The 13,369-nt window shown below is 69.8% G+C and carries 15 protein-coding genes and 1 tRNA gene; 5 read left to right on the plus strand and 11 right to left on the minus strand.

The window, feature by feature from the left end; genetic code table 11:
* Positions 1 to 5: 5 nt before the first annotated feature.
* The gene (locus AC6CCG_RS21680) at positions 6 to 830 is read right to left on the minus strand and encodes an aldo/keto reductase (protein WP_496656731.1); all 825 of its coding nucleotides are present in this window, start codon (positions 828 to 830) and stop codon (positions 6 to 8) included.
* A gap of 120 nt (positions 831 to 950) precedes the next feature.
* On the opposite strand from AC6CCG_RS21680, the gene AC6CCG_RS21685 reads away from it, so the two are divergent.
* Positions 951 to 1,583, plus strand: coding sequence for a methyltransferase domain-containing protein (locus AC6CCG_RS21685; protein WP_496656732.1), 633 nt, complete (start codon positions 951 to 953; stop codon positions 1,581 to 1,583).
* On the opposite strand, the gene AC6CCG_RS21690 is transcribed toward AC6CCG_RS21685, so the two are convergent.
* Positions 1,552 to 2,124: a MarR family winged helix-turn-helix transcriptional regulator gene (locus AC6CCG_RS21690; RefSeq protein ID WP_496656733.1), complete on the minus strand. Its 573-nt coding sequence runs from the start codon at positions 2,122 to 2,124 to the stop codon at positions 1,552 to 1,554. The genes AC6CCG_RS21685 and AC6CCG_RS21690 overlap by 32 nt on opposite strands.
* 51 nt (positions 2,125 to 2,175) lie before the next feature.
* Between AC6CCG_RS21690 and AC6CCG_RS21695 the strand changes: the two genes are divergently transcribed.
* A complete protein-coding gene (locus AC6CCG_RS21695; RefSeq protein WP_496656734.1) occupies positions 2,176 to 2,895 on the plus strand; it encodes an SDR family NAD(P)-dependent oxidoreductase in 720 nt (239 codons plus the stop codon).
* Here the strand turns inward: AC6CCG_RS21695 and AC6CCG_RS21700 are convergent.
* On the minus strand, positions 2,892 to 3,485 hold the full coding sequence (locus AC6CCG_RS21700) for a hypothetical protein (protein WP_496656735.1): 594 nt from the start codon (positions 3,483 to 3,485) through the stop codon (positions 2,892 to 2,894). The genes AC6CCG_RS21695 and AC6CCG_RS21700 overlap by 4 nt on opposite strands.
* A gap of 175 nt (positions 3,486 to 3,660) precedes the next feature.
* On the opposite strand from AC6CCG_RS21700, the gene AC6CCG_RS21705 reads away from it, so the two are divergent.
* Positions 3,661 to 4,668 carry a UbiA family prenyltransferase gene (locus AC6CCG_RS21705; protein ID WP_496656736.1) on the plus strand — a complete coding sequence of 336 codons (1,008 nt, stop codon included), beginning with the start codon at positions 3,661 to 3,663 and terminating at the stop codon, positions 4,666 to 4,668.
* Here AC6CCG_RS21705 and AC6CCG_RS21710 read toward each other — a convergent pair.
* Positions 4,652 to 5,257, minus strand: coding sequence for a hypothetical protein (locus AC6CCG_RS21710; protein WP_496656737.1), 606 nt, complete (start codon positions 5,255 to 5,257; stop codon positions 4,652 to 4,654). The genes AC6CCG_RS21705 and AC6CCG_RS21710 overlap by 17 nt on opposite strands.
* Positions 5,254 to 5,766 (minus strand): nucleoside/nucleotide kinase family protein, encoded by a 513-nt coding sequence (locus AC6CCG_RS21715; RefSeq protein WP_496656738.1) that lies wholly within the window; start codon positions 5,764 to 5,766, stop codon positions 5,254 to 5,256. Before AC6CCG_RS21715 ends, AC6CCG_RS21710 begins: the two co-directional genes overlap by 4 nt.
* Positions 5,767 to 5,836: 70 nt before the next feature.
* Here AC6CCG_RS21715 and argS point away from each other — a divergent pair, with 70 nt between their 5' ends.
* A complete protein-coding gene (gene argS, locus AC6CCG_RS21720; protein ID WP_496656739.1) occupies positions 5,837 to 7,474 on the plus strand; it encodes an arginine--tRNA ligase in 1,638 nt (545 codons plus the stop codon).
* Positions 7,475 to 7,583: 109 nt separating this feature from the next.
* On the opposite strand, the gene ppgK is transcribed toward argS, so the two are convergent.
* From ppgK to AC6CCG_RS21750, 6 genes are all read right to left on the minus strand, one after another.
* Complete coding sequence (gene ppgK, locus AC6CCG_RS21725; RefSeq protein WP_496656740.1) at positions 7,584 to 8,369, minus strand: polyphosphate--glucose phosphotransferase; 786 nt, start codon at positions 8,367 to 8,369, stop codon at positions 7,584 to 7,586.
* Between the two features lie 10 nt (positions 8,370 to 8,379).
* On the minus strand, positions 8,380 to 10,731 hold the full coding sequence (locus AC6CCG_RS21730) for a PH domain-containing protein (RefSeq protein WP_496656741.1): 2,352 nt from the start codon (positions 10,729 to 10,731) through the stop codon (positions 8,380 to 8,382).
* An 18-nt stretch (positions 10,732 to 10,749) separates the two neighbouring features.
* Positions 10,750 to 11,238, minus strand: coding sequence for a PH domain-containing protein (locus AC6CCG_RS21735; RefSeq protein WP_496656742.1), 489 nt, complete (start codon positions 11,236 to 11,238; stop codon positions 10,750 to 10,752).
* A 33-nt stretch (positions 11,239 to 11,271) separates the two neighbouring features.
* Positions 11,272 to 11,931, minus strand: a complete 660-nt coding sequence (locus AC6CCG_RS21740) for a DUF1707 SHOCT-like domain-containing protein (protein WP_496656743.1) — start codon at positions 11,929 to 11,931, stop codon at positions 11,272 to 11,274.
* An 86-nt stretch (positions 11,932 to 12,017) separates the two neighbouring features.
* Positions 12,018 to 12,362: a VOC family protein gene (locus AC6CCG_RS21745; protein ID WP_496656744.1), complete on the minus strand. Its 345-nt coding sequence runs from the start codon at positions 12,360 to 12,362 to the stop codon at positions 12,018 to 12,020.
* A 15-nt stretch (positions 12,363 to 12,377) separates the two neighbouring features.
* Positions 12,378 to 13,181 (minus strand): MerR family transcriptional regulator, encoded by an 804-nt coding sequence (locus AC6CCG_RS21750; protein ID WP_496656745.1) that lies wholly within the window; start codon positions 13,179 to 13,181, stop codon positions 12,378 to 12,380.
* Between the two features lie 95 nt (positions 13,182 to 13,276).
* Between AC6CCG_RS21750 and AC6CCG_RS21755 the strand changes: the two genes are divergently transcribed.
* Positions 13,277 to 13,350: transfer RNA gene (locus AC6CCG_RS21755), tRNA-Gly, on the plus strand.
* The last annotated feature ends 19 nt before the right edge of the window (positions 13,351 to 13,369 follow it).

Here is a 13,369-nt window from a genome sequence, read left to right on the forward strand (position 1 = left end):
CATGATCAGTTGAACTCGTTGGGGTGCGGGTTGTTCCGGCCGTCGACGTTCACGCCGTCGATCACGGCGATGTCGTCGGCGGACAGCTCGAACCCGAAGATGTCGAAGTTCTCCGCGATCCGGGCCGGCGTGACCGACTTCGGGAACACCACGTAGCCCTTCTGGATGTGCCAGCGCAAGATCACCTGGGCCGGCGTGCGACCGAGCTTCCCGGCCAGCTCCTGGATCTGCGGGTTGGCCAGATCCTTGGACAGGCCGAGCGGGCTGTAGGACTGGGTGACGATGCCGAGCTCGGAGTTCACGGCGACCAGCGGCTCCTGGCTGAAGGTCGGGTGCAACTCGATCTGGTTCACCGCGGGGACGGTCGAGCTCTCGGCGACGGTGCGTCGAAGATGATCTTCGAGGAAGTTGGACACGCCGATCGACTTGGACCAGCCCTTCGACTTGATCTCCTCGAGCGCCAGCCACGCCTCGACGTAGTTGTCCTTCTCCGGCGTCGGCCAGTGGATCAGGTAGAGATCGACGTAGTCGAGGCCGAGCTTCTCCAGGCTGGTCTGGATCGCGGCGATCGCGTCGTCGTGCGCGTGCTTGTCGTTCCACAGCTTGGTGGTGACGAACAGCTCCTCGCGCGGGATGCCGGACTCGGCGATCGCGCGGCCGACGCCCTCCTCGTTGCCGTAGATCGCGGCCGTGTCGATGTGCCGGTAGCCGACCTCGAGCGCCTTGGCCACCGAGGCGACGATGTCCTCGGTCGAGACCTGCCATACGCCGAACCCGAGCTGCGGGATCTCGTTGCCGTCGTTGAGGGTGATCGTGGGCACCTGGCTCATGACCGTTGCTCCTTCTCGTCTGTCGGGTGTCAGTCGTGAGTATTTCCGATCCGCGATGCGGAATCGACTCGGGTACGGCACGATGGTGCCTCGCCACCGGGAACAGACAGGGAGGATCGGATGTCCGGTCAGAGCGGACCGCAGCAGGCCGAGATGATCACGATGTTCACCGACACATATCGGACCGCGAATGCCGGTGGCCGGCAACCGCCCTGGGACTGGCAGGCGCCGCACCCGCACCTGGTCCGTTGGGCGCGGGAGAACAAGATCAGTGGCAGCGGCCGGTCGGCGATGGTCGTCGGTTGCGGGTACGGGGACGACGCGGCCTTCGTGGCCTCGCTGGGCTTCCGTACCACCGGGTTCGACTACGTCGAGGACGCGATCGCGGGCGCTCGGCAACGGCACCCCACTGCTGATCTCGACCTCCGGGTGGCCGACGTCCTCGCGTTGCCGAGGGAGTGGACCGGCGCCTTCGACCTGGTGGTGGAGAGCCTGACCGTGCAGTCCATCCCGCGTGGGCAGCGGGTCGACGCCACCGCGGCGATCGCTCGACTGGCCGCGCCGGGCGGAACGGTGCTGGTGATCGCTTCGGCCCTCGACGACGCCGAGAAGGAGCCGGGACCGCCGTGGCCGCTGGACCGGGCCGACATCGAGCGCTTCGGTGAGTACGGCCTCGAGCCGGTCGCGATCAACCGCTGGGAACGCCCCGACCGGCCCGGCCTCACCCCTTGGCTGGCCGAGTTCCGGCGCTAGCGTCGTGGTGCCCGACATGGCCGGGCTGCTGGTCTCCGAGCAATCCCGAGAGATGGCGCAGGAGTTGTCGCAAGGTGAGTCCCAGTTCGGCCTGCTGATCGGCGGAGAGCCCGTCGAGCAACTCGGCCTCACGGGACAGGACCGCGACGACCAGGCCGTCGACGGTCGAGTGGCCGAGCGGCGTGAGTTCGACGTCGACGGCCCGTGAACCGGCACGTCCCGACCGCTGCACCAGCCCCTGCGCCTCGGCGCGATCCACGCGCTGGGTGATCGCCCCGGCCGTGATCAGCGAGGCGGCGGCCAGTTCCCGCGTGGTCATCCGGTACGGCTCGCCGCTGCGGCGCAGCGTGGCCAGCAGGTCGAGCGTGGCCGCGTCCGCGCCGTGCGCCCGCAGCAGCCGGGCGCGGTCGTCGCCGAGCAGTTTCGCGATCTGCCACACCCGGGTCACGATGCCGATCGAGTGCACCGGCACGCCGGGCAGTTCCCGTTGCCACGCCGTGGCGATCGCATCGACGGCGTCATCCGCGGTTGCGTCCGGCATCGACCCTCCTGCTAGTCTCGTTTAGACCTAAACGTAGCAGGAGGTAGACGCATGCGCACTGTCGTCGTGACCGGTGGCGGCACGGGAATCGGCCGGGAGATCGCCGGGCGGTTCGCCGCCGACGGCTGCCAGGTGATCATCACCGGCCGGCGCACCGAGGTGCTGGCTCGGGCGGCCGCGGAACTCGAGGGTTCGGTCCGGCCGATCACGCTGGACGGTACGGACCCGGAGCAGGTGGCGGCCCTGGCCGCGGCGGCCGGGGCCGTCGACGTGCTGGTCAACAACGCCGGCGGCAACACGGACTTCGACTTCGCCGAACCCGGCAGCCTGGCCGCGGTCGCCGAGGCCTGGCGGCGCAACCTGGACAGCAACCTGCTGACCGCGGTCCTGATGACGACGGCGCTGCTGCCCGCGATGCCGAGCGGCTCGTCGGTGATCACCATCGGCTCGATCGCTGCGGACAAGGGCGTCGGTTCGTACGGAGCGGCGAAGGCGGCTGTGGCTTCCTGGAACATCGATCTGGCTCGCCAGGTCGGCAGCCGCGGCATCACGGCCAACGTCGTCTCGCCCGGCTACATCGCGGAGACCGAGTTCTTCCGGGACAACCTCACCGACGATCGCCGCGCCTCGCTCGTCGCGGCCACGATGACCAAGCGGGCCGGAACGCCCGCCGACATCGCCGAGACCGTACGGTTCCTCGCCTCGCCCGGTGCCCGCCAGGTCACGGGACAGACGATCGCCGTCAACGGGGGTGAATGGGCCAGCCGCTAAAGGCACTTCGGGTTACGGACGCACTGGATCGCGCCGCCGGCGGCCGCGAACAGCAGCCCGACCCAGCCGATCCCGAGCAGGAGGCAGGTGACCGCGGCGAACCCCGCGGCACCGGCGATGCCGAGCGATCCGCGCTCGTTCCGCAGCCGCTCGGCCGCCTCGGTCGCGCCCGGTTGATGGGCGATCTGCTCCAGGTGGCGATAGCGCGCCCGGGTGGTCGAGATCAGCCAGATCAGCAGGGCGATCAGGACGATCGCCAGCACGATCGGGACCGGTGCGGCGACGAACACCAGGGCCGACACGCCGGCCGCGATCATGCCGGCCTCGGGCTCGATCTGCTCGGTGACCAGGTATTGGATCACCAGGCCGACCACGATCACGCCGAGCACGCTGGCCAGGAAGATCAGTACCGGGCGCGGGCCGCCGGTGACCCGCCGGTAGCCGGTCAGCAACTCCGGGTCGTGCGCGAGCGGCTCCTCCGACGCGAGCAGCCGGCGCCGTCCGAGCACGTACGCGGGCAGCAGCAGGGCGAGCACGGCGGCCCCGCCGACGAGGTTCACCAGGATGACGGCCAACGGTCCGGTGTCCATGCCCGCATCGTCCCACTTCGCCGAATCACCCGCCTGCCCGACGCGGGTCCGGAACCCGTTGACCTTGTCCGAAATTCCGCCGACCGGTCACTTGCGCGTCGACACGCCGCAAAAACCGCTGCTTTGGTGACCGGTCGGCGGAATTGTGGGGTGGCGGCGGGATTAGGGTCGGGGGGTGGTGCGGAGAACGGGTGGGCGCTCACCGTTGCTGTGGCAGCTGCTGCGGCCCGGCACGGCGATCCTGATCTTGCTCCAGGCCTTGCTCTGCCACCTGCTGCTCGGCCTGCCCGCCCCGCAACCGCCGGCCGTCCTGGGCGGACTGGTCATGCTCGCGCTCTGGTATGCCCACGCGGTCGCGATCAACGACCTCAGCGACGCGGACACGGACGCGATCAACCTGGCCGGGGCCGCCGACCGTCCGTTGATCAACAAGACCGTGAGCGTGGGCCGGCTGCGGCTGACCGGCTGGTTGCTGGCCGCGGCGGTGGTCCTGGTCGGGCTGCTGCTGTCACCGTGGCTCGGCCTGGCCGGTTTGATCATGGTGCTGCTCAATCTGGCGTACTCCCTGCCGCCGGTCCGGCTGTCCGGCCGCGGTGGCGCCGCCCAGCTGTTGCTCCCGATCGGGTACGTGATCTTCCCGGCCGTCGTGGTCTGGGCCATCGCGGGCCAGCCGCCGGTCGACGGGCGCGGCCTGCTCGGCGTGGCCGGGCTCTATCTGCTGCTCTGCGGAAGGTTGTTCCTCAAGGACATCCGCGATCTGGAGGGCGACCGGCGGACCGGGAAGCGGACCTTCCTGGTCCGGCACGGGCTGCCCGCCACCCTGGTCGCCTCGGCGGTGCTGCTGGTGGCCGGTGTGGTGATCATGGCGCTGGCGATCATGCCGCCGGCCCGGTTCGCGCTGATCCTGGCCGCGGTGATCACGGTGGTCGGCGAGCCGCTGTTGTTGATCAAGGTCGGCCTGGCCGAGACCCTGAGCCGGCGGCTGCTCTGGGTCGGTCTGGTCGGCCGGCTGGCGAGCCTGTGGACGTTCTGCTGCACGGTGTCGCTGGCGGTCAGCCGGTGGTCTGTGCAGACGGTTGGGGGCGGGCCCTGGTGGCAGCAGGAGGTGGTGACCGCGCTCGGCGTGCTGGTGTTCGCGGTTTCCGCGTACGCCTATCTCGAAGAGCTCAGACGAGAGCGCTGATCAGGATCGCCGCGATCGCCGGGACGGTGAGGTTGTCGGTGCCGCGCGGGCTGACCAGCTCCGTGACCGTACAGCTCAGGGCGACCACGAGCGCCGGCACCGGCCCGGCCGGCAACGTGATCAGGAAGGCGGTGACCAGGAACGCGAGCGCTCCGCCGACCGAGCGGCCCAACACGATGGTCCGGATGGGCCACCGCCGCCCGACGACATAGGCCGCGGTGTCGGCGAGTCCGAGGATCAGCACCGCCAGGACGAAGACGATCGCGTTGTCGGCCAGCAGCCCGGCCAGCGCCACGCCGACCCCGAACAGCAGATCGCCCCAGGACCCCTCCGCGCGCGAGCTCAGGCTGCGCAGCGGCAGGTAGCGCCGCGCCAGCACCAGCGCCGCGGAGAACAGCAGGCCGATCAGCACGTACCAGCGGAAGTCGAGCCAGAGGCAGGACAGTGCGGCGAGCACGGCGGAGCCGACGTGGGCGATCTTCCGGCTCACCTCGGGCGGCGGCGGCCGGCGCCGCGCGACGACCTCGTTGACGGCGAGGAAGCCGGCCAGCAGGGCGATGGTCAGCGCGACCGTGGCCGCGGTGATCACGGCCAGACCTCGCGGATCCGGGCCAGGCTCGCGGGTACGGGTTCGCGGGTGTCGACGACCAGGTCGGCGATCCGGCGACCGTGCTCCAGTTCGGCGGCCAGCACCTTCGGTTCGGCCCGGTCCCGGTCGCCGCGCTCGTGCAGCCGCACCAGCAGGTCCGGCACCGGAGCCTCTGCGGCGACCACCAACAGGTCCGGGTGCAGGGCCCGCAGCCGGTCCAGCACGACGGCCCGCAGGCAGGTCGCGACCGGCACACCGGGCTCGGCGTCGAGCCGGGGCAGCGCGTAGTCGTGGCCGTAGTGCCGATGCACGCCCAGCGCCGCCGCCCGGCGCTCGGCGAACTCCGCCGGAGTGACGAACTCGTGCGTGTCGGAGGTCTCGCCCGGGCGGCGCGGGCGGGTGGTGAGGGTACGGACCGTACGCAGTCCGGGCAGTTGGTCGCCGAGCGCCCGGAGCAGCGTCGACTTGCCGGCCCCGCTCGGGCCGACCAGCACCAGGGCGGCGGTCATGGATCGCACTGTACGGGTGGATCAGAATCCGTTCGGAGGCACCGTTCGGAGAGTGGAATACTGGGCTCTCGTGTCATCGATTCCTACCCTGTTGAGTTCCGCGGTCGAGGCGATTGCCGGTGTCGACCCCGAACTCCGGCCCGCCACGAAGCCGCAGTTCGGACACTTCCAGTCCAACGTCGCGCTGCGCCTGGCCAAGGCCGAGGGCAAGCCGCCGCGCGAGGTCGCGGCGCGGATCGTCGACACCCTGGACGTGTCGGAATGGTGCGAGCCGCTGGAGATCGCCGGCCCGGGCTTCATCAACTTCCGGATCAAGGCTGACGTACTGGCCGCGGAGGCGAGCCGGCAGCTGACCGACCCGGCGGTCGGGGTGGTGCCGACGGACATGCCGCAGCGGGTGGTGATCGACTACTCGGGCGCGAACGTGGCCAAGCAGATGCACGTCGGACATCTGCGGTCGACCGTGATCGGGGACTGCTTCAACCGGGTGCTGACGGCGCTCGGGCATACGGTGATCCCGCAGAACCACCTCGGCGACTGGGGCACCCAGTTCGGCATGCTGGTGGAGCAGATCCTCGAGGAGGGCCTGGACGCGTCCACCTTCGACCTGGTCAAGGCCGAGGAGCTGTACCGGCGGGCCAACGAGCATTTCAAGGAAGACCCGGACTTCGCCGCCTCGGCCCGCAAGCGGGTCGTGGCGCTGCAGTCGGGCGACGAGCAGACGCTGTCCATCTGGCGGCAGTTGATCACGCTCTCGGTGGCGGGCTTCAACGACGTCTACGCGCGGCTCCACGTCAAGCTCACCGACGATGATCTTGCCGGCGAGTCCACGTACAACGATGATCTTGCGGTCGTCGCCACCGAGCTGGAGGAGAACGGCACCGCGGTGATCGACGACGGCGCGTTGTGCGTCTTCGTCGAGGGCTTCAACTCGCCCATGATCATCCGCAAGACCGACGGCGGGTACGGCTACGGCATCACGGACCTGGCCGCCGTCCGGCACCGGGTCCGGGACCTGAAGGCCGACCGGATGATCTACGTCGTCGGCACCGAGCAGACGTACCACTTCAACCAGGTCTTCGCGGTCTGCCGCAAGGCGGGCTATCTCCCGGACGACGTGGTCGCCGAGCATGCCGGCTACGGCCTGATCCTGGGTGCCGACGGCAAGCGGCTGCGGACCCGGGACGGCGGCACGATGAAGTTGATCAACCTGCTCGACGCGGCCGAGGAGAAGGCGTCCCCGCCGATCGCGCTGGCCGCGATCAAGTACGCCGACCTGTCCAGCGGGCTGCAGAAGGACTACGTCTTCGACATCGACCGGATGGTCAAGGCGCAGGGCAACACCGGCCCCTACCTGCAGTACGCGCACGCCCGGTGCAGCCAGGTGCTGCGCAAGGCCGAGGCGGATCAGCTGCAGGTGCCCGACAAGATCACCGTGATCGACGAGCCGGCCGAGCAGACCTTGGCGCTGCAGTTGACCAAGTACGGCGAGACCGTCGCCGAGGTGGCCGAGACGCTGCAGCCGCACCGGCTCTGCGGCTATCTGTACGACCTCGCGGTCGCCTACACCGACTTCTACGAGAACTGCCCGGTGCTCAAGGCCGACGGCGAGATCCGGGCCTCCCGGCTCGCCCTCTGCCTGGCCACCAAGCGGGTCCTCGCCGCCGGGCTCGACCTGCTCGGCATCGAAGCCCTGGAACGGATGTAGCCCGACCCGGTCAGTTTTTCACGTTAACGTGAAAAACTGGCGCTTTGCCTAGGTTGCAACCTGTGCAAAGTGCCAGGAAGGTGGGTCAGGTCCAGCCCGCGCAGGACGATCAGGTCGCGTGGGCGATCGGGTCCGGGTTGTCCTGTGCGTCGTTGGCCAGCCAGGCGGCGCCGATGATGCCGGCCTTGTTGCGCAACTCGGCGGGCACGATCTTGCTGTTCAGCTTGAGGTGCGGCAGGAACTCGTCGGAGTCCTTGCTGACGCCGCCGCCGACGACGATCAGATCCGGCCAGAACAGGGCCTCGACCACCTCGTAGTAGCGCTGCAGCCGCTTGGCGTACTCCTCGTACGACATGCCGGTCTTGTCCTTGATGCTGGCCGCGGCCCGGCTCTCGGCGTCGTGGCCGTCGATCTCCAGATGGCCCAGCTCGGAGTTGGGGATCAGCACGCCGCGGTAGATCAGCGCGCTGCCGATCCCGGTGCCGAGGGTGGTCATCAGGACCAGGCCCGGATGCCCCTTCGCCGCGCCGTACTGCACCTCGGCGACCCCGGCCGCGTCGGCGTCGTTGACCAGCAGGATCGGCCGGCCGAGATGATCTTCGAAGATCTTCTCGGCGGGTGCGTCGATCCAGGACTTGTCGATGTTCGCGGCGGACCGGGTGCGGCCGTGGGTCACCACGGCCGGGACGGTGATGCCGATCGGTCCGTCACCGATCGTGTCGGCGAAATGATCAACGATCTCGCCGACGACGGCGGCGACGTTCTTCGGCGTCGACTGCTGCGGGGTCTCGATCCGGAGTCGCTTCTCCGCGAACACACCCTCGGCGAGATCCACCGGGGCGCCCTTGATCCCACTCCCGCCGATATCGATACCCAGCACTGGACGTTCGGTCATGCACGGGAGCCTATCTGCCGCGGTGGAGGTCTCGCCTCAGCTGTTCCACGGACCAGTCGTAGATCGCTGGGTCCTCAGCGAAGTAGAAGGCGTAGAAGCGGCGGTACACCTCGATCCAGAACCGCGCCTCGTCGCCGAGCCGGGCGACCGCGAGGTCGGTCAGCCACTCCTCGTCACCCGGGTGGGCGGTCGCCGGTTCGAGGCCGAGGAAGGCGATCGCTCCCGCGACGTCGAGCATCGGGTCGGCCGCCAGGGTGTGCGGGCTGAAGTCGACCACGCCGGTGACGCTCGCCGATCCGTCGGGCTCGCGGCGGACCAGCACGTTGCCCGGGAAGTAGTCGCCGTGCACCAGCGCCGGCCAGGCCTGGCGCCGGGCCAGCGCGTCGAACAGCTCCTGCCACCGCTCGGTCAGGTCCGGCAGGTCGGCCTCGAGCCGCGGCCGGACAGCCCCGACGGTCCGGTGCAGCTGGGCCGCCAGCAGGTCGGCCAGGGTGTCGAACCGGCGCGGTGCCTCCGGGCCGATCAGCTGGGCGAAGCCGGCCACGGGTACGGGCAGCCGCTGCAGGTCCATCGCGGCGGTCAGGTAACGCTCCAGGGCCACCCGGCGGGGCGACTCGTCCGGATCCGAGGCGAGATAGCGGCGCAGTTCCTCGCCCTCGATCCGCGGTTCGACCGTGTAGCGGCGGCCGGCGAACTCCCCGGCGTCCAGGACCCGCGGGACCGCGTAGCCGAGATCGACCCCGGTCCAGAGGTCGGCCAGGGCCCGGCGCTGGGCTGCCACCTCGGGCTGGGCACCGGGCGCCTGCAGCCGGAGCACCCGGTCGTCGTCGAGGGCGTACACCTGCGACTCCGAACCGCCGCCGAGCAGCGCCTCCGGGCCGATCCGGAACCGGTCCAGCACCGCCAGCTCGTCCCGGTCGGTGGCACCCGGCCGGCCGGCGGTCAGCCGGCGCTGCCGGTCCGCCGCGCGCGCGGTCCGGGCCCGGTCCAGCTGGGTCAGCGCCAGTTCGCGGGCCGCGGTCTCGTCCAGCTGCCGGGCCACGGCGTTGACCGGTCCCTTCGGGGTGTCGACGTGGACGTCGGCCAGCCGCAGCCGCCGCTGCCACGGGCCCTGCTCGATCCGGACCGACTGGCTCTTGGCGTGCGGCACGATGTCGCGGCGATGGGTCAGCCAGCCGTGCTCGGTGACCAGGACCCGGTCGTCGTAGCCGTACCTGAGGGTCCAGAAGTTGTACCAGGCCGGCCAGCGGGCCCGGCGCGGCGACGGGTGCAGCTCGATCGCCGACAGGTCGACCCCGGGCAGGACGCGGTCCAGGGCGACCTGAAGTTGATCTTTGTTGGCCACCGGCAGCAGCACGCTGGTGGCGTTGTTGTCGTTGTTCTCGCCCTCCGAGGTGCCATAGCCGAGGATGTCGACGTCGACCCGCCACCAGCCGAGCCGGCGCCACAGGATCGGCTGCGACACCGAGAGCCCCTGGATCCGGTCCAGCGGCACCGACTGGCTGGTCAGCGCGGTCAGTCCGCGGGTGATCCGCAGCCCCCGGGACGACTCGGCCAGCGTGAAGTTGAACATCGCGATGAGGCGGCGGCCGACCAGTGACACCAGGCCGATCACCGCCGGCACCAGGCCGGGCAGTGCGTAGATGATCACGCCGAGGACGCCGGTCACGACCAGCGCGCCGATGGTCAGGAAGGCGGTGATCAAGAACTCGCTGGAGAGCAGGAAGCTGCCCACCAGCATCGCCGGACTGATCACCACCAACGGCCGGTCGGACTGCCGCAGATCGGTGAAGACGCTGGTCTTCTCGCCGTGCTCGGCCTCGTGCAGACTGCTCTGCTCGCCGTGCGCGCGGACCAGCAGGTAGTCCCGCAGCCGGGCCGCCTTGTCCCGTTGCAGGTAACGAAGTTTGATCGTGTTGTCGCCGGCGCCGACCTCGAGGCGCAACTCGACCAGGCCGAAGATCCGGGCGGCGAACGGCTGGATGATGTCCACCGACTGCAGCCGCTCGAACGGGACCTTCTTGGAACTCTTGAAGATCGCGCCGGTCTCGACCCGGAGCTCCTCGTCGTCGATGACGAACCGGGTGAAGTACCAGCTGATGAAGCCGACCACGGCGGCCAGCACGACGATCACGGCGACCGCGAGCAGCAGCCAGCGCAGCTCGGGCAGCACGAAGCCCTGCCCGTTGGAGTCCGGGATCAGTTCGCGGCCTCCGTACACGACGATCGCGACCAGCACGATCCAGCCGCGGATGAACGGGGTCAGCGGGTGCGGGCGCTCGGTCTGCTTGACCGCGGGCGCGCCCTCGACCACCGGCGCCAGCTCGGGCGCGGTGGCCTGCTCATGATCTTGGTCGGTCATCGTCCGGACTTCCGACGGTCACAGACCCGAGGCATGGGCCTCGCCCAGCTGGGTCAGGCTGTCCCGCAGCCGGGCCGCCTCCTCCGGGACCAGCCCGGGGATGGTCGCGTTGGTGGACGCGCTGGCCGTGACCAGGGTGACGTGGGCCAGTCCGAGTGCCCGTTCCAGCGGCCCGGACTCGACCTCGACCAGCTGCATCCGCCCGTACGGCACCGCGACCAGGGAGCGGAACATGACGCCGTGCGTGATGTAGAGGTCGTCGTCGCGCTCCACGTACCCCCAGGAGCGGTAGTGCCGTTCGATCAGCAGCCACCGCGGCACCGTGATCGCCAGGCCGAGGGCGATCACGATCGCGCTGACCCACCAGAGCTGGGTCAGGACGCCGAAGATCACCGCCGGCACCACGAAGACGACCGCGGCGATGACGGTGGTGAGGCGGCGCAAGGTACGGTACGGGGGAGCGAGGCGCTTCCACTCGTACTGCGGGGGCGCGAACAGGTCATCCATAGCGAATCCCACCTTAGTGGGGACGCGAGAACGTCAGCGACGCTTCTTCGGCCCCTTGACGCTGACGCCGCCGAACAACGACATCCCCTTCAGAACGATCACCGGTGCACCGGGCACCGGGTCGCCGAGCCGGCTGATGTCGGTGCCGCCGAACACCCCCGCGGTCTGATCGCGGACCTCGACGCCCTCCGGCACCAGGACGTCCATCCCGCCGAAGCACCAGAAGCCGATGATCTCCACCACCGGGGCCTCGAAGATCGCGTCGCGAAGATCGAGTTCGACGCCGCCGAACACCGCGATCGCCGTGCTGGACTTACGAACCCGCCACTTCCCCTTGCGTGACGCCCCGCCGAAGATCGCGATCATGGTGTCGCGTTCCTCGGCCGGGTGGGACTGGTCGATGGTGACGTTGGACTGAGCTTGCGGTTGTGGCTGCGGCGGCGAGGGCGGCGTCACCAGGACCAGGTCGCTGGTGATCGGCATCAGGTCGTCGAACGTCCGGGCGCTCATCGCCTGCTCCAGTCGCTCGTCGTATTCCTCGTGGGTGAGCCGGCCCTCCGCGAACGCCGTACCGAGCAGGTTGGCGACCTGTTCCCGGTCGGCGTCGGACGCGCGCAGGTTGCCACCGGCGATCGGCCCCACGTCCCGTGGCTCCCGACCGACCGGCTCCGGCACGTTGTTGCTCGCGGTCACACCCCGTACCGTAACGCGTTCCTCGCGGGGTCCGACATGCTCGTCGGCCGGACAATGGAGGAACCCGGGCGAACCCTGGGGCCGGGCTAGTGCGGACGGCCGATGTCGAAGACGTTGCCCTCCGGATCGGTCAGCGTGACCCAGGCCGTGCCGTACTCCTCGTACTCGCCGACCTTCGTCGCGCCGAGCCCGACCGCCCGCTCGACCTCGGCCCGGAAGTCGTCCGAGACGAGGTCGAGGTGCAGCCGGTTCTTGCCGGTACGGGGCTCGGGCACGGCCAGGAACATCAGCGACGGGAAGGCCGCGTCGCCGTGGATCTGCGCCATGAACGGATTGCCGCCGTCGGCGACGGGCCGGCCGACCAGGTCGGCGTAGAAGCCGGCCAGCTTGGCGGGCTCGGCGGCGTCGATCACGATCTGTCCGAATTGCATCGAGGTTCCTTTCGGTCAGCCGGCGATGGGCCAGCAGAGTTCGGTGGTGTAGTCGGCCGGATCGGGCACGTCGCCCGGACCGACCAGGTAGAGCTCGCGCACCGGTCCCGGCGCGAGGGTCTCCCGCTCGGCGACGTAGCTGCCGAGCGCGGCATAGGTGCGGTCGATGTCGGTGAAGCTGCCGTGATGCACCGTGGTCGCGAACCGGCCGGCCGGGAGCGTGAGTTCCCGGAGCTCGCGCGGCGGCGTCTGGGCGATCGGGACGTAGGCGACCACCTCGCCGATGCTGTCGGTGAAGAAGGAATCGTCGTACGTCGCGGCGCCCGGGCCGACCGGTGCGATCCCGGCCGCGCCGAGCGCCCCGTACAGCCGCGGGAACGTCTGCGCGCACCAGAGATCGATCACGCTTCGGTCGACCCGGTCGGCGATGGCGGCGACCCGCTGCTCGGGCTGATGCGTGTGGCGGAACTCGTACCCGATCCTGGGCTGGGAGAGCAGCCGGCGCAGCGACCCCACGATCTCCCGGGTCCGGTCCAGCTCCTCCTCCATCCGGCGCAGATGCTCCGCGATGATCGCGTTCCGTGCCTCCTCGGACTCCGCCCGGACCACCGTCGTGATCTCCGGCAGCGGCATGTCCAGGCGCCGCAGCCGAGCGATCAGCAGGGCGGTCGGAACCTGCCCGACCCCGTACCGCCGATAGCTCGTCGCCGCATCCACCTCAGCCGGCTCCAGCAGCCCGATCTCGTGGTAGTGCCGCAGCATCTTGACGCTGAGATGGGTCAGCCTGGAGAACTCCCCGATCGGTACCGATGCGCTCATGACCGCAACCCTGCACCCTCCGACAATGGGAGGGTCAAGCGGCGACCGGACGAGTTGGCTACACTGCTCTCTGCGCCGGTATGCTGCCGGTCAGCGCGGATGTAGTTCAATGGCAGAACATCAGCTTCCCAAGCTGAGAATGCGAGTTCGATTCTCGTCATCCGCTCCAACGGCCCGGTTCCCTTACA

This window comes from Microlunatus sp. YIM B11417, assembly GCF_059617205.1.